This is a genomic window from Streptomyces sp. NPDC003042 (genome assembly GCF_053591315.1).
This window is the reverse complement of record NZ_JBSFTP010000092.1, coordinates 1-20,974: the sequence shown is the minus strand read 5'-3', so window position 1 is coordinate 20,974 and position 20,974 is coordinate 1. Positions and strand designations below refer to the sequence as shown.

Genomic DNA, 20,974 nt, shown 5'->3' with positions numbered 1-20,974 from the left:
CCGGACCCACCTGGCCGCTGAGTCCGCCGCCCCTTCAAAATTCGTGTTCAACCTTTTCCGTGCGGCAGCACTCAGGACAGGGGTGAGAGACACGATGTGAAGGGGAGGGCGGATGCCGCCAGGCACCGAGCACGACTTCGAGGCCTTTGCCCGGGCCAGTCAGCGCAAGCTGTACCGGACGGCGTACCTGCTGTGCGGGGACGCCGACGCCGCACGCGATCTGACGCAGACGACGCTCGCGAAGCTGTTTCAGCACTGGCGGCGGGTGTCCGCCGCCGACCATCCCGAGGCGTACGCCAGGACCGTACTGACGCGCACCTTCCTCGCCGAGCGGCGACGGCGGCTGCGGGACCTCCTGGCCCACCGGCACGCCGATCCGGCGCCCCTGCCCGAACACGCCGAACTGCGCGTCACCCTGCTCGCCGCACTGGCCCAACTGCCGCCGCGGGCCAGGGCCATGGTCGTCCTGCGCTACTGGGAGGACCTCAGCGTCGAGACGGTCGCCGCACTGCTGCGCTGCAGCGAGGGAACGGTCAAGAGCCAGTGCTCGCGCACCTTGGCGAGGCTGCGCACGCAGCTCGGCGAGGCCCACCTCTACGCCACCGAGAACTGAGGAGATGTCATGGGAACCAACGAAGACCTCACGAACCTCACGAACCTCACCGACGACCGGGCCGTGCTGCTGGTCCGGGACGCGATGGACCGCGCGACCGCGGATCTTCCGGTGCTGGTGGATCTGACGGGCCCGGCCCGCGCCCAGGGCCTGCGCCGCAAGGCGCGCGTCCGGGCGGCGATCGGCGGCGGGGTCCTGGCCGTCGCCGGGCTCGCCATGGCCGGGGCCGTCGGTCTGCCGGGCGGCGACAACCAGGGCACGGGCGGGGCCGCCGGGGTGGTCGGGGTGGCCGCAGCGCCGCCGGAGGCCGCGCCGCAGCCGCCGGTCCACATCGAACCGACCCCGGGCGAATCCTCGATGGCCGATCTGCCGCCCGCCGAGCGGGCCCGGCAGGAGAACTTCCAGAACCAGGCCGTCGGCGTGCTCCAGGGTCTGCTGCCCGAGACGGTCGGCACCCTGCAGCGGACCGACCTCAACGTGCGGCAGTACCGGGCCACCAAGGACGGCAAGACGTTCGTCGTCATCTTCTCGGTACGGCCCTCGGAGCAGGGCCCCAAGCCCTGCCTCGAGATCAAGGGCCAGACCTGCAAGAAGGCCACCCTGCCCGGTGGCCTCGAGGTCAATGCGTCCACCATGCCGATGGGCGACACCATCACCGAGTCCCGGCTCTCCTTCCACTACGGCAACAGCGACGTCCTGCTGTACGTCGGCGCGCACGAAGCCTCGAACACCTCGGCGCCCGTCACCAACGACCAGCTGCTCACCCTCGCCAAGGCCCCCGCCTTCCTGGACCTGGTCAAGACGGCGGACAGCCAGCCGATGGAACAGCGCCAGACGACGATCAACGGCGGCTGAGCGTCGGTTACGGCCATCGTGACGAGCCGGCGCTCGGCCCTGTTGCCGTCAATCCGGCTACCGCCTCCCTGACGCTCCCGCTCGACAGCATGACGGACTCGGCCGAGGAGCGGCGCCTGTCGGACGTCGCCCAGAACCGGCTGGTGACGCAGTGCACGGCCCGGTACGGCGTGACGTACGCAAGGCGGGACCCGGCTCCGGTGACAGGCACCGAGGACCGGTACCAGTATCTCTTCGACTCTCGGATGAGCCGGGTGTTCCGGGAGTGGTCGCAGTGCACGGCACGGTCCGGCTACCCGGGCATCGCACATCCGTACCTGGTACTGGACAAGCTCGGGCTGCGGGCCGAACCGGGCGGGGCCGAGGCGATCGCCGCCGCCGTACAGGGCGTCGCCCGCAAGCGGGAGGTGAACCTCGTGGGCTCGGGGCCGCGGTCGAGACGGCCTGTCAGAACCAGGTCCTCACCGAGGTCGCCGAGCAGGCCGCGCTCTACAGCACGCAGCGTGCGGCGCGGCTCGCGATCGCCGCGGGCCTCGTCTGACATCGCTCGAACGTGCGCGGCGCCGCCGCCTGTACGCCACGATCGACCCCTCCGGAGTGGTCGTGCGCGCACTGGGTCAGGCGAGCGAGTGACACGGTCGCCTGCTCGGAGTCCTACCGTCCGAGGACGGGCAGCTGCGGCCGGGTGAGGGTGCCGGTGATGCCGCCGGGGTCGCCAGAAGGCACGTGAGCCACGAACCGCCGCGCCGCGACCGCCACCGGGCCCGGCGATGACGGCCGTGGCAGCCCGTCAGGCGCGGCCCGGTGCCGGCTCCGGCTCCGGCTCCGGCTCCGGCTCGCAGAGATGTGCTGCCGCGCGGCGCAGGAGCAGCAGCGGGGTCGCCAGCAGGAGCACGCCGGCCAGGCCGATGGCCGTACGCGGGCCGAGCAGGCTGCCCAGCACGCCCCAGACGGCCGTCAGGAGTGCGGTCGAGGCCTTGGTCGTCACCGCCCAGGCGGACAGCGTGCGGGCGACCCGGTCGGTCGCGGTGCGCTGGAGGCGGTAGGTGGCGTAGACGGGGTTGAAGACCCCGCAGCAGAAGATGAGCCCGAACTCGACGCCCATCACGAGCAGCAGCCCGCCGGTCCCCGGGCCCGGGAAGGCCAGGCCGACGGGCCAGATCGCGCGCAGCGTCCCGGCCACGACCAGGACCCGGCGCTGCCCGAACCGGGTGACGAGCGGTCGTGCCAGCCGCGATCCGAGCAGCCCGCCGATCGAGGGCGCGGCGAAGGCGAGGCCGTATTGCCACGGTGCCAACCCGAGTGGGCCGAGCATCAGGACGGCCAGGAGCGGCTGGGTGGCCATGACCAGGCCGTTGAACAATGCGGTGTTGAAGAACAACGGACGCAGCGTCGCGTCGGCGAGGATGTACCGCCAACCGTCGAGCAGGTCCCCGGCCCTCATGCGCGCGGCCTCCCGGCGCTCGGGCGGCGGCTCGTGGCCGCCCATCGCGCGGATGCCCAGGGCCGAGAGCAGGTAGCTGACCGCGTCGGCCACCAGCGTCGCCACCGGACCGAGGAGCCCGATCGCCGCGCCGCCCAGCGGCGGTCCGATGATCGTGGTCGTCCAGGTCGTGGACTCGAACCGGGCGTTGGCGACGAGCAGGTCCTCGGCCGGCAGCAGCGTCTTCAGGTACGCGCCTGAGGCGGTGCGGAAGGTGATGTCGGCCGCCGCGACGACGACCGAGACCAGCAGGAGCTGAAGGAAGGTGAGCACGCCGAGCGCGAACGCGGCGGGGATCGTCAGCAGCGCCGCGAACCGCACCAGGTCCATCGTGATCAGCACCGGCCGCTTGCGGCGGAACTCCACCCACGGGCCGAGCGGCACCGCGACGGCCGCGCCCACCGCGGCCCCCACGGAGGCGAGCGCGGCGACCTCGGCCGGTCCGGCGTGCAGCACCTGGATGGCGATCAGCGAGAACGCGCCGAAGGCGAGCCACGTCCCGAGCGCGCTCGTTCCGTACGCTCCCCAGAGCCACCCGAACTGCCGCCCCGGCCGATGTCCGTGCAGGTGTCGCAGCCGGTGCCCGCTCCTCATGCCTGACACCCCTCGCCGCTCCCCCGCACAACCGATCCGCGATCGGCACCATCAAAGCGAGCGCCTTACCCCGGTGGGTCAAACAACCGCAGGGGCGCCCGGCCACAACCAACCATTGTGCCCAGGACCCGGCGGGTGGACGACCTCGGCAGCCACGCGCCCGACCCGCCGGCCTGGTCCCGCCGTCCTCGATGCGGCGGGCTGCGCCGCCGGGTCGGCTGTCGGCGGGGCCGGGCGGCGGTGATCGCTCCGAAGACGGTGGTCAGACCGGGGCGTTCCAGGCTGTCGTCAGACCGTCCAGCCACGCCGGCGGCAGCTCCGCGGCGTCCCACTCCTCCCGCAGCTCCTGCGGCGCGGCGGCGAGCCGTTCCAGCACGGCGATGCTCGTGGCGGAGTGGAGGAGCGAATAGCGGCCGTGCACCGTGGTGGCGCTGCCCGGTCCGTACGCCGCGAACAGCCGCTCCAGCCGGGCCCGGTGGGCCGTGGCGAACTCCGTCAGCCGCCCGGTGTACCCGGCCCGCTGCCGGGGGCTCATCGTGCCGAGGACGGCGGCGAGCACCTCCTCGGTCACCTCCGGATCCAGCTTCGAGGCCTCCGTGAAGGAGAGGTACAGAGGTGTGACGGCCACCCGCGCCCGCTCCACCTCCATACGCCCGGCCCGAGGGCGCTCCTCGGCCGGGCCCGGCTGCCCGTCCGCCCCCACAACCCGTAGCAGGCTCCGCTCGACGACGGCCCCGAGCTCCTCCAGGAGGTCCCCGGCGCCGTCGAGCCAGCCCGACTCGTACGCCTCGCCCTTGTCCCCCGGAGCGCTCCGGCCGGCGCCGCTCAGCTCCTCGTGCGCGAGAGCCAGTACACCCGCCTCCAGGAGACCGATCAGTTGCCGCGCGTCACCGGAAGGGACCCCCGCCCGCGCGAGGAGCTGCAGCAGCGTCGTCCTCGCATTGTCGACACTGACCTCGTCCGGCCACTGCCGTCCCTCGTCGGCCGCGCTCATCAGCTCCTCCTCATCGCTCGGGTGGTGCGGTGTGTGCGACGAATCGCTTCCTTCGACGGTCCAACGACCGACAGCCCGGCTGTGCTCCCCCGCGGTGCAGCCCAGGCGGTCGGGACCTGATCTCCGCCAGCGGCCCACTCGCGCGCCGGCCACCCCCGTTCGGGCTCTGCGTGCGTGGGCGAGCGGTGCCGTGATCAGAGCTGCTCTTCGTGCAGGTCCCCTTCGTACAGGTCCACTTCGCCCAGGTCCACTTCGCGCAGGTCCACTTCGCGCAGCGCCGAGGTGTGCCTGTATCGCGTGACAACCTCGCGGTGTCTCATGAGACACGGGGGGCCGCCGGGGCTGCGGCCCGGTCCGGAGCAGCGGGTGCGGATGATCCCGACGCAGCCGAATATCGCGTGCGCTGTCGTCGGTGGACGTAGCAGACTCCCCTGCATGGTCGACATGCACATGTTCCGGGACGAGGTCACAGGCTGGGCGAGCGGTGGCTCCGGCGGGTCGGCGAGGGAACTGGCGGAGCTCCTGGGGGTGCACACGGCGGTCCTGCTGGAAGGGCTGAGCGACCTCGCGGCCGTCGAGGCGCTGGCCGCCGGGCGGGGCCGTGACCTGGCGGCCGAGGGGGTGTGCGTGGTGCCGATGGGCGGGGCGATGAGCATCGGCCGCTACGCGGGGCTCCTCGGGCCGTCCGGTCTCGGCCTGCGCCTGATCGGTCTGTGCGACGAGCGCGAGAAGCCCTTCTTCGACCGGAGCCTCAACCCGGCCTGGGCGCCGCGCCCCAGCGTCTTCGTCTGCACGGCGGACCTGGAGGACGAGCTCATCCGTGCGCTGGGCCCGGCAAGGGTCGAGCAGATCATCCAGGCCGAGGACGAGCAGCGCGCCTGGCAGACCTTCGTACAGCAGCCCGCCCAGCACGGCCGGCCCCGGCACCGGCAACTGCGGCGCTTCATCGGCACGAAGAAGGGCCGCAAGATCCGCTATGGCCGCCTCCTGGTCGAAGCCCTCTCCCCCGACCAGGTGCCCGCCCCGCTGGACGATCTCCTCGCCGGCCTGTGACGGTCTTGTCCCCGCGGGCAGGCACGCCGGGGCTGAGCGGCTGGGCCGGCGGCGGTATCGGTGGTCAGAGCTGGGGGACGTACGGGGCGAGGCCGACGATGAGGATGCAGCGTTCACCTGGGCCGGGTTTGTCACCCGGATGGACCGGGCCGACGTAGTGGCTGACTCTGTGGTCGTGCACGGCGTAGCCGTCCAGGGGTTGTGTGAGGGTGAAGCGGGCGTGGATGTCCTCGGTCGGCAGGTCCTCGGGCTGGAGGCCCGCGCTGTCCGGTGCGGCGATGACGTTCTGCCCGCCGGTGATGTTGGTGCAGCCGATCAGGTGGGCGAAGGTGAACGTGCTTGCCGAGCCTCCGTCCTGGTGGAGGCAGTTCGGGGAGGAGACGGCGACCTGGCCGGGATGGTCGACGCCGAGTTTGATCAGATGGACACCAGCCCACAGCGGCCGCCTTCCCAGATCCTTCAGCCACAGGGTCTGCTCGATGTCCCAGCGCAGGAGTCGCAGCAGCAGAGGATTGTCGCGCAGCCGCTCGGGGATGTCGGGCAGAGCTCGCCGCATCCGCGGGTACTCGGGGTTGTGCTCGTCCTGGTAGTACTCCGTGACCGTACCGTGCACCGGGTCGGGGGCTCCGGGAATCCAGGACAGCTCGTCCTTCCACGGCAGGTACACGGCATGGGAGTACCGGCGGAACCGGTTCGTTCCGGGAGCGTGCGGGTCAGGCGGAAGATCCGCGAAGGCGTCCCGGATCTTCGCCAGGTCCCCCGCGGCGGAGCCGGCCGGGTCGATGCCGAGCTGCTCCGGGCGGTAGCGGGCGAACCCGCGCTCGCGCAGGCCGTTCATACCGTCGTCGGCCGGCCCTCTCGTCTCGGAGAGCGGCCTCCGGTCGGGCTGAGCCTTTTCCACGTGGTCCTCCAGCAGGTCGGTTCCGGTTGCTCTTCAGCACTGCGACGTCGGCTCCTGTCGGCGCTGCTCGTCCGGCAGCCGTCGTACCTCGACCGTACGGGCCGCCCACCTGGCCGGCCCGCAGACCCACTCGGGCAGCGGCTCGTGGGACCCCCGGCGCCGACACGGCCGCGATCGGAGCGCTGTGGATGGCCGTTGGACGGCAGCAAGGCAGCTCGTCCGCACGCCTACTAGGCCTCGGGCGGGACCTCTGCCAGGCCCGTGACGTGCTGTACGTGCGACAGGCTCGGGGTGGCGAGCACGTCGTGCAGCTGCTGGAAGATCTGACGGGCGGCGACCGCGTTCCAGTTCGCGGGAAGCAGTTCGCTGGGCAGGCCGGGGTCGAGGTAGGGCAGTCGGCGCCATTGGGTGAGCATCGGGACGTAGTGGCGGAAGGCCTCGTCGCCGTCGATGTCGCGCTGCCCCGCGACTGCGGCGGCGACGGGGTCGTACGCCTGGGTGAACGTGGCGTACTGCGCCTGGATCGCCGGGAAGTCCCACCACGAGCTGACCGTCTCCGGTAGATCGCTGAAAGCCGCGTAGTCCGCGGCGAACAGGTGGACGTAGTCGCTGAGCCCGCGCCGGATGAGCATGTCGCGGGCGTCGTCGAGGAGCCGGCCGGGGGCCAGCCACACGCCCGGAGCGATGTTCCCGAATCCCAGCCAGGTCAGCCGGGTGCGCAGCTGGTAGCGGTACGACCGCTCGGACTCCGGTACGGAGAAGACGGCCATCGCCCAGCCGTCGCTCAGCTTCGCCGGTTCCAGGCTGCCGAAGATGCGCCGGTCACCCTCGTCGAAGACGGGCGGCGCCGCGCAGGCACGCGACCATCCCGGCCGGATCGACGCACCCCGCCCGTCCGGCGAACTGCCGCGCCTGCGCTTCGGCCCGCGCGCTGTCGGGCGTACGCAGCAAGGTGCACGGCCCGCTCTGCAGCACGGCCCGGTGGAAGAGCCCGGCGGCCGAAGGCGCGGCCAGCAGCGCGCAGACCGAACCACTGCCCGCCGACTGCCCGGATCCCCGCCGAACGCGCCGATGTTCTCCCTCGTCCAGCGGAGCGCCTCGATCTGGTCCATCAGCCCGAAGGAGCCGGAGCGCCGGTCGTTCTCCCCGCCCAGGTCGGGCAGGGCCAGATAACCGAGCTGCCCCAGCCGGTAGTTGATGCTCACCACGACACTCCGAGTGAGGTCGGCCATGGTGGGCCCGCCGAACTGCGTGCCCGTCCCCTGGCTGTACGCGCCCCCGTGCATCCAGAGGATCACGGGGAGCCGGGCCCCGGGGCGGACGGTCCGGGGTCGGTACACGTCCAGGTACAGGCAGTCCTCGCTGACCGCCGACGGATCCCGCAGCCCGAAGGGCGAGAACTGCAGACATGCGGGAGCCTGCCGGGTGGCCTCCCGCACCCCGTTCCACCGGGGCGGCGGGAGCGGAACCCGCAGCCGGGCCTCCCCGACCGGGGGCGCGGCGTAGGGAACACCGAGGAATTCCCGCGCCCCGTCGTGGGCCTGTCCGCGCAGGCTGCCCTGCGCGACGGTGACCACGGGGCGCGGTGATCCGCCGGGCAGCGACGACGCAGCCGCCGCCGTCGAAAGCGCCGAGGCGAGCAGAGCCGCCAGGGCAAGGGTCGTACCGAGCGGGGTTCGTGCCGAAGCGGGCCGCTTCCGAGGTCTCTTCACACGCCTCCTGGAGTCATGGCCGACCGGGGGCCGAAGCGACACACCGCTCCGACCCCCGGCTGTCCGGTGGATTACGGTCGCAGTCCGAGGAGCAGGGCGGAGGTCGCGGCGTGGTCGGCCGGGCCGGTGTTCCAATCGGCGTTCATCGGGCTGACGGCGATCCGGCCGGCGCTCACGGCCTCGATGTCGCCGCCCTTGGCCGGGGGCCGCAGGGCCACCTTCACGGACACCTTCCAGGTGCCGTCGCCGGAGTCGGTGAAGTCCGGTTCGAGGAGGGTCTGGGGATCCTGGAAGGTCGTGGCCACACCGGCGGCCGTGCCCTTGCCGTCCGCCCCGACGACCGGGTGGTTGACGTTCAGACCGACGCCCTTGGGGAGCAGCGGCCCGGAGCGGGCCCGCGCCCGCAGCCGGTCGATGAGCTTGACGGCGAAGTCGACCGTGGGCCCCATCGCGTTGACGGTGGTGACCGGGTCGGGCGCGGCCACGCCGCCGGTGCTGAGCGCGATGGCGGGCACGCCGGACTCCAGCGCGGTGACGGCGCCGCCGACCGTACCGGAGTGGGTGGCGAGCCCGGCGACGTTCGGGCCGAAGTTGGTGCCGGAGACCACCAGGTCGGGGGCCTTGCCCTCGAAGACCTCGGAGAGGCCGAAGGCGACGGAGTCGCCCGGGGTGCCGTCGACGGCCCACACCTTCGGTTCCAGGTGCTTCACCGCGATCGTGGGGGCGTTCATCATCTTCGTACCGGTGCCGCTCTGGTTGGTGAGCGGGGCGACGATCGTGACGTCGTGTCCGGCGGCGGTCAGACGCTCGAACGCCTTGCGGATACCGGGCGCGTCGTAGCCGTCGTCGTTGGTGAGCAGGATCCGCAGCGGGCCGGCGGGCGCGGGTACGGGCGCGGGCGCGGGCACGGCCGTCGGCGCTGACACGGTCGTCGGTGAGGCGAGCGCCGGTGTCGTGCCGGCCAGGGCCGGCGTGCACAGCATCAGGGCGGCCAGCGGCAGAACTCGCTTGCGTCTCACAGAGTGCTCCTTCGAAAGGGGAGGGCGAGGAGGGTGAGGGGGTGAGGGGTGGTGACCGGCGGGCGCGCGACCCTCGGCGTACGCCCGCCGGAGCTCAGCGCACGCTGCGGATCGGAAGGATGGCGAGCGCGCCGATGATGGAGAGGGCCCCGCCGACGAGGAAGAGCGGGGTGTAGCCGCCCAGGGCGGTGACGACGGCCGAGGCCACGAACGGAGCGACGATCTGCGGTCCGGCGTTCGCGATGTTGAGGACGCCCATGTCGCGGGCGGCGTCCTCGGCCCGGGGCAGGACCAGGGTGACGAGCGCGGTGTCGACGGCCATGAAGCAGCCGAAGGCCAGCCCGTTGAGCGCACTGAAGACGATCATGCCGGTCCAGGTCGGGCTGATCACGGGAACCGCCATGACGAGCCCGGCGAGGGCGGCGGAGGCGCCGACGAACACCTTGCGGCGGTTCCACCGGTCGGACAGCAGACCGCCCAGCACGGTGGAGACGGCCATCGCGACCATCGACACCGGGGTGAGGACGGCCATCGCGGCGGGAGGGGTCAGCCCGGCGGGCAGCGCGATGTGGTCGTCGAGGATGTACAGCTGGTAGCCGACGACGGAGAAGTAGCCGAGGACCATCAGCGCCCGGCCTATGAAGGCCCACCGGAAGTCGTGGTTGGCCAACGCGGACAGGAAGGCCGCCAGTTGGGCGCCCTTGGGTCGAGCGGGGGCGGTCGCCGCGTCCGTGGCGTCCGAGGCGTCAGCCGCGGTGTCGGACGCGTCAGCCGCGGTGTCCGTGCGCGGGAGGTCCCGGCAGAAGCTGGTGAGCAGGAGCGCGGCCCCGGCGACGATCGCGCCGAAGATGAGATAGCCGGTGCGCAGATGTTCCGCGGTCTGGGAGGCGACGAGTACGCCGACCGTACCGCCGATCGGCAGACCCAGGCCGACCAGCGCCGACGCGGTGCCCCGGCGGACGGCGGGGATCCGGTCCGGCACGATCGCGGTGACCGCCGCCTGGTAGACGTTCATGGTCGCCTGGATGAGGCACCAGCCGATGCCGACCAGCAGCGCGGTGCTCACGCTGCCGAGGAAGGCCAGGCCGGCGAGTGAGGCGAGACCGCCACCGAGGATCCAGGGGCTGCGGCGCCCGCTGCGGTCGGACAGGGCGCCGGCGATCGGGTTGAAGGCGGTCGCGAAGATCGCGCTGATCCCGCCGATCAGGCCGAGGACGGCGACCTTGTTCGCGGGATCGATCTCGGCTATCTGGGTGGGCAGTAGGACGGAGCCGACACCCATGTAGACGGCCATCATCGCGGAGTTGGCGACCAGCAGCAGGAGCATCAGCCCGCGCTGGCGTGGAGGTTCCGCGGTCGTGGGAGTGGGCGGGTCGACGATTTCGTGCGTGGCCATGACGACTCCTCGGGGACGGAGCGGGGAGGTGGCGGGCGGGGGGCCGAGCGGGGGAGGAAGGACACCGCGTGAGCCGTTGCGGGGCGGCGACGTCGCCGGGCGTGGGCGGCTGAACGCGGACCACCTCGTGGGCTTGTTACACGTGTCACCTTCGGCGCTGGACACTGTGTAGCACCCCGCCCGCGGGTCCCGCTAGAGCTCGAAGGCGGTCGATACGCAGATCGTGACCGTCCAGGGCCCGGAGCGCGATGACGTGTAACCACTTCCTCACGGCCACTGAACAGGGGGTTTGTGTCGGAAAACCCTCTTGCCCATGTCGCGGCGATCAGCGCAAGGCAACGCGCCGTGCCACACCGCACCGAACCCCTCCAGGTCCGCCCCGGAGCCGGTCCGGACCTGCGGCTCGACGGTCGTCCGGCACGGGCGGTGGACCGGTCGTCCACGTGGTGTTTCCCGCCGCGCATACGTCACCGCTGGTGGCCCGACGGCGGCGCGTACGTCCTCGCCACGACGGGCAGCCGAACCGGACGGCCCGTGGGCGGAGAGTGACGCGCGCCGGAGAGGCGGCGACGGAGGACGAGGCGTCGACTCCGCCGCATCGATCTAACTCGTGTAACTTAAGGGAACCGAAGCGAGACGAGCCAGAGGAGTGTCGGAGGGACGTCATGGCCAAAGACACGCACGCCCCCGCGTCCATCACCAGCGCGGATGTCGCCCGCCTCGCGGGCGTGTCGCGCGCGACGGTCTCCTTCGTCCTCAACGACACCGAGGGCCACCGCGTCAGCGAAAGCACTCGCGCCCGCGTGCTGGAGGCGGCCGAGCGGCTGGGATACGTACCGCACGCGGCGGCCCGGTCCCTGCGAGCCGGCCGCAGCAACCTCGTCCTGATGCCCGCGTCGGTCTCCGCGATAGGCCGCCTCGTCAGCGACTGGGTCGACGACCTGCACAGCGAACTCGACCGCCACGGCTACACGGCCGTACTGCACGCGGGACGCTTCACCGACCCCCTCGACGCCGCCCGGGCCTGGGCCGAACTGCGCCCGGCGGCCGTCGTCGCCCTGGACGGCGACCGCTTCACCACCCAGGCGGCCGACCTGCTGCGCCGCGCCGGGGTCCGCGGACTCCTGGCCTTCGCCGCCCACCCCGTCACGGGCGTCCACACCATCGGCTTCGACCACGCCGACATCGGCGCCACCGCCGCCGAGCACCTCATCGCCCGTGGCCGGACGAGGATCGGCGTGGTCATGCCCCAGGAGCGCGGCCTCGCCACCCTCGCCGAGCCACGCCTCGCGGGCGCCCAGTCGGTCGCCGCCCGGCACATGGCGACCGTCACGCCGGTGGAGCTGTCCTACACGCGGGAGTCCGCGAGCGCCCTCGCCCGGCGGTGGCCCAGCCTCGGCCTGGACGCGGTATTCGCCTACAACGACGAGTACGCCGCGCTGCTCCTGCACGCGCTGCAGGCCGAGGGCATCGTCGTACCGGACGACGTCGCCCTCGTCGGCTCCGACGACCTCGTCCTCTCCGCGCTCCAACGGCCCCCGCTCACCACGGTCCGTCTCGACCTGCCGCCGGCGGCACGGATCGCGGACGCCGTGCACGAGCTGATCGCCACCGGAACGGCGTCGCCGGTGCCGGATGTGGCGGCCGTCCTCGTGCACCGCCAGACCACCTGAGGGAGCCGGGGAGACTCCCCCGGCCTCCTCGTCCGCCGTCGCTCACACCCCCGAGGGCGGGTACTCCCCCGGTGTGCGTACGGAGCCCTGCGCGTCCGCGGCCGCCCCCCGGCGGTCGTGGACGCGTACGCGTACCGGACAACCGCCGGGCGCAACGGCCGCCACCCCAGGAGCCCGGCTCCCGCGCCGACGGCGCCCCGGACACCGTGGCGCTGAGCCGGTGCGCGCCCTGCCCGACCAGCTCGTTGCCGACGGGGCAGAGACGGAGCAGGCGGCCGGCCGACACGCATCGCCTGCGCGGGCCGCCCCTCCACGTGACCGCCTCTCGCACCAACGCGGTGGACACGGCCATGTGTGATCTGCGGGACGTGAGCGCGCGGCCGGGCCGCGCCCCCCGGAGGAACAGGACCCGCGAGGCCTCGCGCCCCGGGTATCAGGCCTCCGCGCCGAGGTGGCGGGCCAGGAAGGCGACGCTCTCCGCGACGAGCGGCGTGATGTCCGGGGCGCCGAGGAAGATGTGGTCGGCCCCTTCCACGGGCCGCAGGCTGACCTCGCCTCCCGCGCGCCGCAGGGCCTGTGCGAGGGACTCGCTCTGGCTGTACGGGACCAGGCCGTCCCGGGTGCCGTGCATCAGCAGGAACGGCGGCGGGTTCGAGCCCTCGGCGTACGTCACCGGGCTCGCCGCGCGCGCCAGCGCCGGGCGCTCGGCCGGGGTGCCGCCGAGCAGCGCCTCGTACGGGTCGGGGAACTCGGTACCGGGCGGCATCGGCGGCATCTGCGGCAGGGGGTGTGAGGCCAGGGCGGCGAGGTCGGAGACGCCGTACCAGTCGACGACGGCCAGGACGCCGGTCTCACCGGAGCCGACGCCGTGCGCGCCTTCCAGTGCCTCGGCGTCGGGGCTGGCGGGGCCGACGAGACCGGCGAGCGCGGCCAGGTGACCGCCCGCCGACTCGCCCCACACGCCGATCCGCTCCGGGTCGATGCCGAGCTCGGCGGCGAACGCGCGGACGTAGCGGATCGCGGCCTTCACGTCGTGCAACTGGGCCGGGAAGGGCGCTTCGAGGCTGTGCCGGTAGTCGATGGACACGAGCGCGAGCCCCGCCGCCAGCACCGATCCGTGCAGCAGGGCGGCGGGCACGGTCGGCGGCGGATAGCGGCGGTCGCCGTCCAGCCAGCCGCCGCCGTGGATCCAGACGACCGCGGGGAACGGCCCGTCACCGGCGGGTGTCCGGACGTCGAGCAGCCGGGGGCGGTAGCCGGGCGTGGTCGCGTACGTGACCCCGTCGAAGCGGCGCACCCCGTCCGCGTCGGTCACCGGCGGCACCGGGGACTGGTACGGCGGGGGCGGCCAGGTCATGTCTGCGAGGTCGAACGCGGCCGGAGGAGATTGCGTCATTGCGGCCCTTCCAGATCAGGCGCGGCCAGGGTGGCCTACGACTCCCGGCGGGGCGCAGGCTTCGTAACGTTTGTCCGAAATGCTTGCGCGGGTCGCGGGAGAGGCTTAACGTGTTACACGTGTAATCGCGGACTCTAGCGACGTATTTCCGCTGACGACAAGCCCGTGGGCCGCTCAACTTCCCGGCTAGTTACACGAGCCACTCCAGCGGGTTCGCCGCCTTCCCTCCCGGGAGCACGTCATGCTCGCCACCACCAGCAGCTCCGCGCACCCCGTGTCCCCCGCCCGGGCCCCGTCCCCGGCCCGGAGCTTCGTCCATTGGGTCGCCGACCCTGTCGCGGCGACCGTTCCGCAGGTCCGGGCCCGCGTACGCGTCGTGCTGGAAGGCTGGCGTGTCCCGCTCGACACGGTGGACGTCCTGCTGCTGGCCGTCGGCGAACTCGTCGGCAACGTGGTCCGGCACGCGGGCGCCGGACGCATGCGCGTCGGGATCGTCTCCACAGGGGGGTGGCTCCGGCTGGAGGTCGCGGATCAGTGCGCCACGCTGCCGCGACTGCCGTCTCCTTGTGCGCAGATCGACCCGGCGTGCGAAAGCGGGCGCGGGCTGCTCATCCTGCACCTGCTGGCGGCCGAACTCGGCGGCGAACTCTCCGTGCTGGCCGACGGGTTCGGCAAGTCGGTCCGTGTGCGCATCCCGCCGGCATGAGCCCCGGGCGGAGGCCGGCGCCCTGCCAGAGGGCGCGCACCATGGGAGCGGGGCGAGCGCTGAGCGGTGGTACGCGTGCACCCCGGCCGCCGTGTCCGCCCTGTTCGCCGTGTCCACTCCGTTCGCTGTGTCCGCCGCTCGATGTCCGCCGTCCCGGGTCCGCCGCCCGAGGTCCGCCGCCCGAGGTCCGGTGTGCGGGCGTCTCGTGCCGGGCGCATCCTGGCTGTGTGACGGCGAAACCGGACAGCCGCACCGTTTCGGACACCATGGCCCGGCTGCTCGCGCGGGCGTCGGTCGATGCGGTGCGGGCCGTCGGCGGGTACGCGGGTGGCGTCTACCTGCGCTCCCGCGCCGAAGGGCTGCTGCTGATGGCCGCGCTCACCGGGGTGCCCGGGCCGCTGTTCCGGCCGTGGTGGCGGATGCATGTGAACCGCCCCTACCCGGTCGCCGAGGCCTACCGCTCCGGGCAGTCCGTCCACCTCCCCGACGCGGAATCGGCCATGCGGCGATTCCCTCAGCTGATGGCCGGGCTGCCCTATACCTTCGGGTCCCTGTACGAGCCGGTCACAGCCGGCCGGGAGCGGTTCGGGGTGCTCCTGGTGCTGCGCGAGGCGACTCCCGGCGTACCGGTCGGGGCCGCCGACCGGGAGCGGCTGCGCGAGACCGCGGACCGGCTGGCCGGGGAACTGGCGGCGCTCACGGCGGCCGGCGAACCGGTGGTGTGGGAGGGCGACCCTCAGTGCGTACCGGCGCCCGCCCCGCTGGGAGAGGCCGGCGAGGCCGTGGACCGGCTCGCGCAGGCCGTCCTGTCCATGGACCGGCAGGGCAGGATCACCTACACGAACACGGCGGCCGAGACCCTGCTCGGCCGGGGCGGGCACGGGCCGCGGCTGCGCGGGCGGATCCTGTGGGAGGCGCTCCCCTGGCTCGGCAACCCCGCGTGCGAGGACCATTTCCGCGCCGTGTTCCTGGCTCCCGGGCCGGTGCACTTCGCGGCCCGCCGCGTCCGGCAGCCGCCCGGGGACTGGTTGTCGGTCGGCCTCTACCCCGGCTCCGCCGGGGTGACCGTGACGATCGCCGCCGCCGAAGAGCCCGCCTACGCGCCGTCTTCGGTGATCCGGCCCGGCGCGGGCCTGGGCTCGCCGGCCGACCGGGCCTCCGCGCTGTACCGGCCGGTGGCCCTCGCGATCGCGCTGACGGAGGCGGTCACGGCCCGCCAGGTGTCGGCCGTGGTCACCGACGAGCTGCTCCCGGCCTTCGGTGGACGCCAGTTGGCGATCTATCTGCTCAGCGAGCGTCATCTGTACCTGGCGTGGGAGACCGGCTTCCCGCGGGGGTTCCTGGCCCGGTTCGACGGGGTGGGGCTCGACGCGCGGCTGCCGGGCGTGGAGACCCTGACCTCGGGGCGTCCGCTGTTCTTCGAGTCGATGAAGCACCTGGCGGCGGCCTACCCGGGGATCCCGTTGGACGCCCACGTCGGGGCCCGCGCCTTCCTGCCGCTGATCGCCTCCGGCCGGCCGGTCGGCTCGTGCATCCTCGGCTTCGACGCGCCGCGCGGCTTCAGCCCGGAGGAGCGTACGGTGCTGACCGCGCTGGCCGGGCTGATCGCGCAGGCGCTGGAGCGGGCGCAGCGCTACGACAGCGAGGCGGCGCTGGCCCGCGGGCTCCAGGCGGCGCTGCTGCCGCACCGGCTGCCGGTGCACAAGGACGTGGTCACCGTGGGCCGGTATCTGCCCGGCACCGCCGGCATGGACGTCGGCGGCGACTGGTACGACGTCATCGAGACGAGTCCGGGCATGTTGGCGCTGGTCATCGGAGACGTTCAGGGCCACGGGGTGGCGGCCGCCGCGACCATGGGTCAACTGCGCAGCGCCGTCAGGGCATTCGCACTGAGCGGCAGTGATCCGGAGCAGGTCATGGGCGGTACCAACCAGCTTCTGATCGGCCTGGACCCGGGGCAGTTCGCCAGTTGCTGCTACGTGTTGCTCGACCGGGCGTCGGGCAGCGTGCGGGCCGTCCGGGCCGGGCATCCGCAGCCGCTGCTGCGGCACGCCGACGGGCGGACGGAAGTGCTGAACCTGCCGGGTGGGGTGGTGCTCGGTGTCGACGCGGGTGCCGCGTACCCGGTGACGGAGCTGCGGCTGGCCCCGGGCGACGTGCTCGCCCTCTACACCGACGGGCTGGTGGAGAAGCCGGGTACGGACATTGACGTCGGCGTGGAGAGGCTGCGGGCCGCGCTGACCGCCGCCCGGCCGACTCCGCTGACGGAGCTGGCCGACCGGCTGGTCAGCGAGCAGGGGAACTCCGCCGACCGGCCGGACGACATCGCCCTGCTGCTGGCCTGCCGGACGGACGACGGGGCGTAGACCCGGCGTGACGCACAGCACCTGAAGCGGATCGGCGCCCTCGGGGATGGGCACGCCGCCGTCAAGGTTTCCTTGACATTGTGATCATGTCAAGGAAACCTTGACGGCATGAACGTTTCCCGGGAGCCTTCGGCTGCCCCCAACGCGTCCGCGGTCAGTCTCACGTCCGGCCTGCTGGCGATCGCGGTAAGCCTCATCAGCGTGGCTCTGACGTGCGCGGAAGGCCTCGGAGTGGCCGCGACCGTCGCACTGTTCGCGGCCGAGCTCGTCCTCGTCGCGGCCATCGGGGCCCTGTTCGGAGCCCTGCGCCCGGAACAAGGCCCGGGGCGGGCGGGGTCGGAGCCGTCGCAGCGGCTCCGTGACGAGCAGGTTCTCGACGCGCTGGAGCCGATGCTTCCGGCCTCGGGCTCCGGCTCCGTCGGCGGTGAGCGATGAACAGCGGGGAACTCCTCAGCCCGCAGGAGGTGGACCGCATCCGGGAGGAGATCGCGGGCGCGGTCCTGGGAGCACCCGACGGACTGGCCGAATCGCTGGAGCACGACGCCGAGGGCTTCCTGCGCCTGGTGGCCTCGGCCCGGGTCGGCGCGGAGGAGTCGAGCCGGCTCCTGCGGGAGGCGATCCACGGGGCCAGAGCCGCCGGTCACAGCTGGGACGCGGTGGGTGGTGTCCTGGGTGTGAGCCGCCAGGCCGCCCAGCAGCGCTTCGCGGTCAAGCAGCCCTCCGCCACCCCCGGTGCGACCGAGGACGGTGGCCCCGAGCGCAGGGTGATCTCTCCGGTGACCGCCTTCAACGAGATGGCCGCGCTCGACGAAGCCGCGCGGGACGGCTGGCACCTCGTCGACTACGGGACTCTCTACCTCGTCGTGGAAGCCTCGGACCGGACCTGGGAACACCGGCGGGTCTTCGGCGGCCAGCGTCGGCGCCTCAAGGCCGAGGGGTGGACACGCGTGGGCCCCGGCTCGTTCCCCTGGTGCTACTACAAGCGCCTCCAGACCCCGCGCCCCGACTCCCCAGCGGCCTCTTCTCTCCGGGGGACCCGGCGCTGATCCCGGCGGCGCCCCTCTCCCCTCTCCCCTCTCCACGCTGCTCGTGCAGAGGGAGAATCAGACCACCGCGGCCCGAACGCGATAAGTCGTCAGCCACGCACCGCAGTTCGGTACGGCCCGCGCCAGATCGTGCAGCGGATCCCGTCGTGAACCGAGGCGCTCCCGTGCTCGGGGGCACCAGGACGAGAGGACGATGCCGCCGCCGCAGGCCTCCCGCCGGCAGACGCGGTCCGCGAGCCGACGTCCCCGTCGGCCCCTGGCCGCGTGCGGCGAAATGAGAGGGAAAGGAGGTTCACAACGGTGCTCCTGATTTCCCGATCAGCCGAATTCCGTTCGATTGTTGTCCATCCTTCCAAGTGCCACACTCAGGACACGACACAGCCGGGGGTGACCGCATGAAACCCGAAAAGCTGCCCGAAATAAGGGCACGACTCTGTGGTGTGTGGGTGCACGACTTCGCCGCTCAAAACGGAACGTTAAAAGGGGCTTGGGAGCTCAAGACGGACGGAACCTTCAACTTCCGGTGGAAAGAGGCAGTCGGATTCGCCAACGTCCTCCGGAGGAGCGCCGTTACCAGCTGGGAGGGAGAGTGGAGCCTCACCAGGAGCGGAGAGCGACTCCATCTCGTACTCATGCCCAACAAAGTGACGATTCCACTTCAGTATGCATTCGACGCGGCCTTTCTCATGAACCCGGCAACGGCCATGATCGCGGCATTTCGCGCCGTCACAGTAATCGCGGGGCACGCTGTCCACCATAAGATCAAAAGCGGATTCTTTCGATTCGCAGGGAACTTCGACATCTCCAGGTCAGGAGTGGGAGACTCAATCGTCCTCGATATGGACCTGTCCGACCTCGGAAAACGCAGCATTTGGCCAGGTGGACTGGCTTCCGACACCGGCCTCCGAATCACCTGGGAAAGGTTCTGAGAGGCGAGGGTCTCCTTGCGTCGCGGACTGGGACGCGGCCCGGGTCCCCTCCCCCCGGGACCTGGCCCGGGTCCGGGTCCGGGTCGGGTCCGGGTCGGGACCGGGGCGCCTTCGATCCGCGGGCCTCGCCGGTAACGCCGTGCGTCCTCCCTGGGGTCGGGGTGGCCGGAGGGGGCCACCGATCGGTGGCCGTCGTTCACGTGCCCGCCCCGTCGGCCGTCGGTGCGCTCTGCGCGCCTCGACACGGCCATCGCCCTGCACGTGCTTCCATGATGACGTGGAGAGCATCACTCAGCGCCTCCTGACCAAGGGGTTCGGCCGGCCCAGCGGGCTGCTCGGCCGTCTCGGCGGTCGGCTCATGGCGCACGGCAACGCCGCCACCGAACAGCACGTCGTCACCCTCGCCGCGCCCACCGAACGGGACGTCGTCCTGGTCGTCGGGCCCGGCCCCGGGGTCGGGCTCGAAGCCGCCGCCCGCCGCTCGGCCCACGTGATCGGCATCGACCCTTCCGACATCATGCTCGCCATGGCCCGCCGCCGCTGCGCATCCCTGATCTCCCAGGGCCGTCTACGCCTCGCCGCCGGCACCGCCGCCCGCACCGGCGAGCCCGACACCTGCGCCGACGTCGTGATCTCCGTCAACAACCTACAACTCTGGCCCGACGTGCCCGCCGGTCTCGCCGAACTCCACCGCGTCCTGCGCCCCGGCGGCCGCATGCTCGTCGCCGCCCACGAGAAGTGGCTCCCCAGCCCCCTCGCCACCCTCGCGAACACGGTCCGGGCGGCCGGCTTCACCTCCGTACGCACCTGGACCTGGAAACCTCCGACCCGCATGGCGTCGACGGCGGCACTGCTGAGCGCCGTACGCGTCTAGGCCTGGCACTCCCCACGTCCGCGCGCGGGCCGGGCCGGGCCGGGCCGGGCCGGGCCACGGCGATGCCGTGGGGCGTTGTCCGGTTCGATCCGCAGTACGACTCGTCGCAGGCCCAGGTCACGTTGCCCCGTAGGGACCGCACGCCACGTCAGCGTCCGCGCCCCGCCCCCTTGGTAGGCGCGGCCGCCTGCCGGTGCCCGAGGACCTCCCGCTCGGCCGGGGCCGCCTGACGTCGCGTCGGGGGGCTTGTCACTGTCCCCGTACCGTGTGGCCGCCGTCACACTCGCGTGGTGTCACATCTGGCGCCGCTGCGCTGTCCTCACTACGGAACCGAGAGAAGGGATCGTCAGGATGAAGGCCGTCATCGTGTGCGCCTCCGTTTCACACGGCAATACACGTCGTGTCGCCGACACCATGGCCCAGGTACTGGGCGCGAAGGTCGTCTCTCCCGAGGAGGCCGACCTGGCGGAGCTGGCCGACGCCGACCTCGTGGGATTCGGCTCAGGCGTCTTCTACAGCAGGCTCCACGCCCGCCTGACCGACTTCGTCAAGACACTTCCCACCGGGCGGGGCCGAGCGTTCGTGTTCGCCACCAGCGGGCTCCCCGAGATACCGCTGGCGCCTTTCACCCGTCCTCTTGCCCAGCTCCTCGAAGGCAAGGGCTTCGATGTGGACGGGACCTTCTCGTGCCGGGCGTTCGACACCCGGACGCCCTTCAAGCTCGTCGGCGGGATCAACAAGCAGCGGCCGAACGTCGGGGACCTGGCCGCCGCACGGGCGTTCGCCGAACAGCTGCGGGACGGGAGAGGGCCGGTGTCCTGACCTGACCGTGCGGCCTCGGGGCGTCCCTGGTCCCACAGGACCCGGACCAGGCGGGCGATGTCGTAGCCGGCGCAGGCCCACGATGACGATGTCGCGTTCACCGGGCTGCCATTGGCCTGCGGCAACCAGCCTGCCGGATGGCGTTCGGCACTCGGCGCGTTCGTCGCCGTCAGCCTGCACAGTGGGCCTGCCCGTCCCGCGATGGCCTCGGTCCGGGCGAGGACACCGCGGCGGCGGGTCGTCCTCGCCGAGGTCGGCGAACATGTCCGCCGGCCCGCGAGTCCTGGACCGTCTTCCACGGGCCGGACCGCTCGGCAGCTCACGCCACCGCACCCCGGTCCGCACCCGGTGCGTGCGCGCCCTCATGACCGGCGTTGCCGGACCGGTACCGGATCTCTTCCACAAGCAAGACCCTGGCTGCCAGCCGGTGTGGCAAAAGGCCCCGGCCTCCATGAGGAGGCCGGGGCCTTGATCGAGCGCTGGGCAGGCCTTGCACCTGCATCCCCCCACGGGAAGTGGGGTGTCTTTCCTTGGACCACCAA

The 20,974-nt window shown here is 72.4% G+C and carries 19 protein-coding genes and 1 pseudogene; 11 read left to right on the top strand and 9 right to left on the bottom strand.

The genetic code is table 11. From position 1 onward, the window contains the following. Window positions 1-112 precede the first annotated feature (112 nt). Window positions 113-613, top strand: coding sequence for a SigE family RNA polymerase sigma factor (locus tag ACWDYJ_RS31445; protein ID WP_451568999.1), 501 nt, complete (start codon window positions 113-115; stop codon window positions 611-613). Between the two features lie 9 nt (window positions 614-622). Continuing rightward, entirely contained in the window at window positions 623-1,468 is an 846-nt protein-coding gene (locus tag ACWDYJ_RS31440; RefSeq protein ID WP_451568998.1) for a hypothetical protein, read from the top strand. 790 nt (window positions 1,469-2,258) lie between these two features. Here the strand turns inward: ACWDYJ_RS31440 and ACWDYJ_RS31435 are convergent. The 3 genes from ACWDYJ_RS31435 to ACWDYJ_RS31425 all read right to left on the bottom strand — a co-directional run bounded on the left by ACWDYJ_RS31435 (window position 2,259) and on the right by ACWDYJ_RS31425 (window position 4,859). After that, a complete protein-coding gene (locus ACWDYJ_RS31435) occupies window positions 2,259-3,545 on the bottom strand; it encodes an MFS transporter (RefSeq protein ID WP_451568997.1) in 1,287 nt (428 codons plus the stop codon). Between the two features lie 262 nt (window positions 3,546-3,807). Further along, window positions 3,808-4,539, bottom strand: coding sequence for a hypothetical protein (locus tag ACWDYJ_RS31430; RefSeq protein ID WP_451568996.1), 732 nt, complete (start codon window positions 4,537-4,539; stop codon window positions 3,808-3,810). Window positions 4,540-4,733: 194 nt separating this feature from the next. Continuing rightward, on the bottom strand, window positions 4,734-4,859 hold the full coding sequence (locus tag ACWDYJ_RS31425) for a hypothetical protein (protein WP_451568995.1): 126 nt from the start codon (window positions 4,857-4,859) through the stop codon (window positions 4,734-4,736). Between the two features lie 115 nt (window positions 4,860-4,974). Between ACWDYJ_RS31425 and ACWDYJ_RS31420 the strand changes: the two genes are divergently transcribed. Beyond that, window positions 4,975-5,592, top strand: a complete 618-nt coding sequence (locus ACWDYJ_RS31420) for a TOPRIM nucleotidyl transferase/hydrolase domain-containing protein (RefSeq protein WP_451568994.1) — start codon at window positions 4,975-4,977, stop codon at window positions 5,590-5,592. A 64-nt stretch (window positions 5,593-5,656) separates the two neighbouring features. Here the strand turns inward: ACWDYJ_RS31420 and ACWDYJ_RS31415 are convergent, their stop codons facing one another. The 5 genes and pseudogenes from ACWDYJ_RS31415 to ACWDYJ_RS31395 all read right to left on the bottom strand — a co-directional run bounded on the left by ACWDYJ_RS31415 (window position 5,657) and on the right by ACWDYJ_RS31395 (window position 10,620). Further along, window positions 5,657-6,493 (bottom strand): 2OG-Fe dioxygenase family protein, encoded by an 837-nt coding sequence (locus ACWDYJ_RS31415; protein ID WP_451568993.1) that lies wholly within the window; start codon window positions 6,491-6,493, stop codon window positions 5,657-5,659. Between the two features lie 230 nt (window positions 6,494-6,723). Beyond that, window positions 6,724-7,281, bottom strand: a complete 558-nt coding sequence (locus tag ACWDYJ_RS31410) for a PaaX family transcriptional regulator (protein WP_451569007.1) — start codon at window positions 7,279-7,281, stop codon at window positions 6,724-6,726. 34 nt (window positions 7,282-7,315) lie between these two features. Further along, window positions 7,316-8,070, bottom strand: a pseudogene (locus tag ACWDYJ_RS31405) (carboxylesterase family protein). A 206-nt stretch (window positions 8,071-8,276) separates the two neighbouring features. Next, window positions 8,277-9,224 carry a 5'/3'-nucleotidase SurE gene (gene surE / locus ACWDYJ_RS31400; protein ID WP_451568992.1) on the bottom strand — a complete coding sequence of 316 codons (948 nt, stop codon included), beginning with the start codon at window positions 9,222-9,224 and terminating at the stop codon, window positions 8,277-8,279. 94 nt (window positions 9,225-9,318) lie between these two features. After that, window positions 9,319-10,620, bottom strand: coding sequence for an MFS transporter (locus ACWDYJ_RS31395; RefSeq protein ID WP_451568991.1), 1,302 nt, complete (start codon window positions 10,618-10,620; stop codon window positions 9,319-9,321). A gap of 665 nt (window positions 10,621-11,285) precedes the next feature. On the opposite strand from ACWDYJ_RS31395, the gene ACWDYJ_RS31390 reads away from it, so the two are divergent. Then, window positions 11,286-12,293 (top strand): LacI family DNA-binding transcriptional regulator, encoded by a 1,008-nt coding sequence (locus tag ACWDYJ_RS31390; protein WP_451568990.1) that lies wholly within the window; start codon window positions 11,286-11,288, stop codon window positions 12,291-12,293. A gap of 433 nt (window positions 12,294-12,726) precedes the next feature. On the opposite strand, the gene ACWDYJ_RS31385 is transcribed toward ACWDYJ_RS31390, so the two are convergent. After that, window positions 12,727-13,689 (bottom strand): alpha/beta hydrolase fold domain-containing protein, encoded by a 963-nt coding sequence (locus ACWDYJ_RS31385; protein WP_451568989.1) that lies wholly within the window; start codon window positions 13,687-13,689, stop codon window positions 12,727-12,729. Between the two features lie 241 nt (window positions 13,690-13,930). On the opposite strand from ACWDYJ_RS31385, the gene ACWDYJ_RS31380 reads away from it, so the two are divergent. From ACWDYJ_RS31380 to ACWDYJ_RS31350, 7 genes are all read left to right on the top strand, one after another. Then, on the top strand, window positions 13,931-14,395 hold the full coding sequence (locus ACWDYJ_RS31380) for an ATP-binding protein (protein WP_451568988.1): 465 nt from the start codon (window positions 13,931-13,933) through the stop codon (window positions 14,393-14,395). Window positions 14,396-14,661: 266 nt separating this feature from the next. Then, complete coding sequence (locus ACWDYJ_RS31375) at window positions 14,662-16,761, top strand: SpoIIE family protein phosphatase (RefSeq protein WP_451569006.1); 2,100 nt, start codon at window positions 14,662-14,664, stop codon at window positions 16,759-16,761. A gap of 108 nt (window positions 16,762-16,869) precedes the next feature. Beyond that, entirely contained in the window at window positions 16,870-17,196 is a 327-nt protein-coding gene (locus ACWDYJ_RS31370; protein ID WP_451568987.1) for a hypothetical protein, read from the top strand. Next, the gene (locus ACWDYJ_RS31365; protein ID WP_451568986.1) at window positions 17,193-17,807 is read left to right on the top strand and encodes a hypothetical protein; all 615 of its coding nucleotides are present in this window, start codon (window positions 17,193-17,195) and stop codon (window positions 17,805-17,807) included. Before ACWDYJ_RS31370 ends, ACWDYJ_RS31365 begins: the two co-directional genes overlap by 4 nt. Window positions 17,808-18,202: 395 nt before the next feature. Beyond that, a complete protein-coding gene (locus ACWDYJ_RS31360; RefSeq protein ID WP_451568985.1) occupies window positions 18,203-18,736 on the top strand; it encodes a hypothetical protein in 534 nt (177 codons plus the stop codon). Window positions 18,737-19,013: 277 nt separating this feature from the next. Continuing rightward, complete coding sequence (locus tag ACWDYJ_RS31355; RefSeq protein WP_451568984.1) at window positions 19,014-19,610, top strand: class I SAM-dependent methyltransferase; 597 nt, start codon at window positions 19,014-19,016, stop codon at window positions 19,608-19,610. A gap of 351 nt (window positions 19,611-19,961) precedes the next feature. Continuing rightward, window positions 19,962-20,432 (top strand): flavodoxin family protein, encoded by a 471-nt coding sequence (locus tag ACWDYJ_RS31350; protein WP_451568983.1) that lies wholly within the window; start codon window positions 19,962-19,964, stop codon window positions 20,430-20,432. The last annotated feature ends 542 nt before the right edge of the window (window positions 20,433-20,974 follow it).

Excerpts from the sequence above, each read along its gene's own strand:
- ACWDYJ_RS31380 (WP_451568988.1), top strand. The coding sequence starts at position 13,931 with ATGCTCGCCACCACCAGCAGCTCCGCGCACCCCGTGTCCCCCGCCCGG.
- ACWDYJ_RS31375 (WP_451569006.1), top strand. The coding sequence starts at position 14,662 with ATGGCCCGGCTGCTCGCGCGGGCGTCGGTCGATGCGGTGCGGGCCGTC.
- ACWDYJ_RS31420 (WP_451568994.1), top strand. The coding sequence starts at position 4,975 with ATGGTCGACATGCACATGTTCCGGGACGAGGTCACAGGCTGGGCGAGC.
- ACWDYJ_RS31425 (WP_451568995.1), bottom strand. The coding sequence starts at position 4,859 with ATGAGACACCGCGAGGTTGTCACGCGATACAGGCACACCTCGGCGCTG.
- ACWDYJ_RS31435 (WP_451568997.1), bottom strand. The coding sequence starts at position 3,545 with ATGAGGAGCGGGCACCGGCTGCGACACCTGCACGGACATCGGCCGGGG.
- ACWDYJ_RS31445 (WP_451568999.1), top strand. The coding sequence starts at position 113 with ATGCCGCCAGGCACCGAGCACGACTTCGAGGCCTTTGCCCGGGCCAGT.
- ACWDYJ_RS31395 (WP_451568991.1), bottom strand. The coding sequence starts at position 10,620 with ATGGCCACGCACGAAATCGTCGACCCGCCCACTCCCACGACCGCGGAA.
- ACWDYJ_RS31430 (WP_451568996.1), bottom strand. The coding sequence starts at position 4,539 with ATGAGCGCGGCCGACGAGGGACGGCAGTGGCCGGACGAGGTCAGTGTC.
- ACWDYJ_RS31370 (WP_451568987.1), top strand. The coding sequence starts at position 16,870 with ATGAACGTTTCCCGGGAGCCTTCGGCTGCCCCCAACGCGTCCGCGGTC.
- ACWDYJ_RS31350 (WP_451568983.1), top strand. The coding sequence starts at position 19,962 with ATGAAGGCCGTCATCGTGTGCGCCTCCGTTTCACACGGCAATACACGT.
- ACWDYJ_RS31365 (WP_451568986.1), top strand. The coding sequence starts at position 17,193 with ATGAACAGCGGGGAACTCCTCAGCCCGCAGGAGGTGGACCGCATCCGG.
- ACWDYJ_RS31390 (WP_451568990.1), top strand. The coding sequence starts at position 11,286 with ATGGCCAAAGACACGCACGCCCCCGCGTCCATCACCAGCGCGGATGTC.
- ACWDYJ_RS31385 (WP_451568989.1), bottom strand. The coding sequence starts at position 13,689 with ATGACGCAATCTCCTCCGGCCGCGTTCGACCTCGCAGACATGACCTGG.
- ACWDYJ_RS31440 (WP_451568998.1), top strand. The coding sequence starts at position 623 with ATGGGAACCAACGAAGACCTCACGAACCTCACGAACCTCACCGACGAC.
- ACWDYJ_RS31360 (WP_451568985.1), top strand. The coding sequence starts at position 18,203 with ATGAAACCCGAAAAGCTGCCCGAAATAAGGGCACGACTCTGTGGTGTG.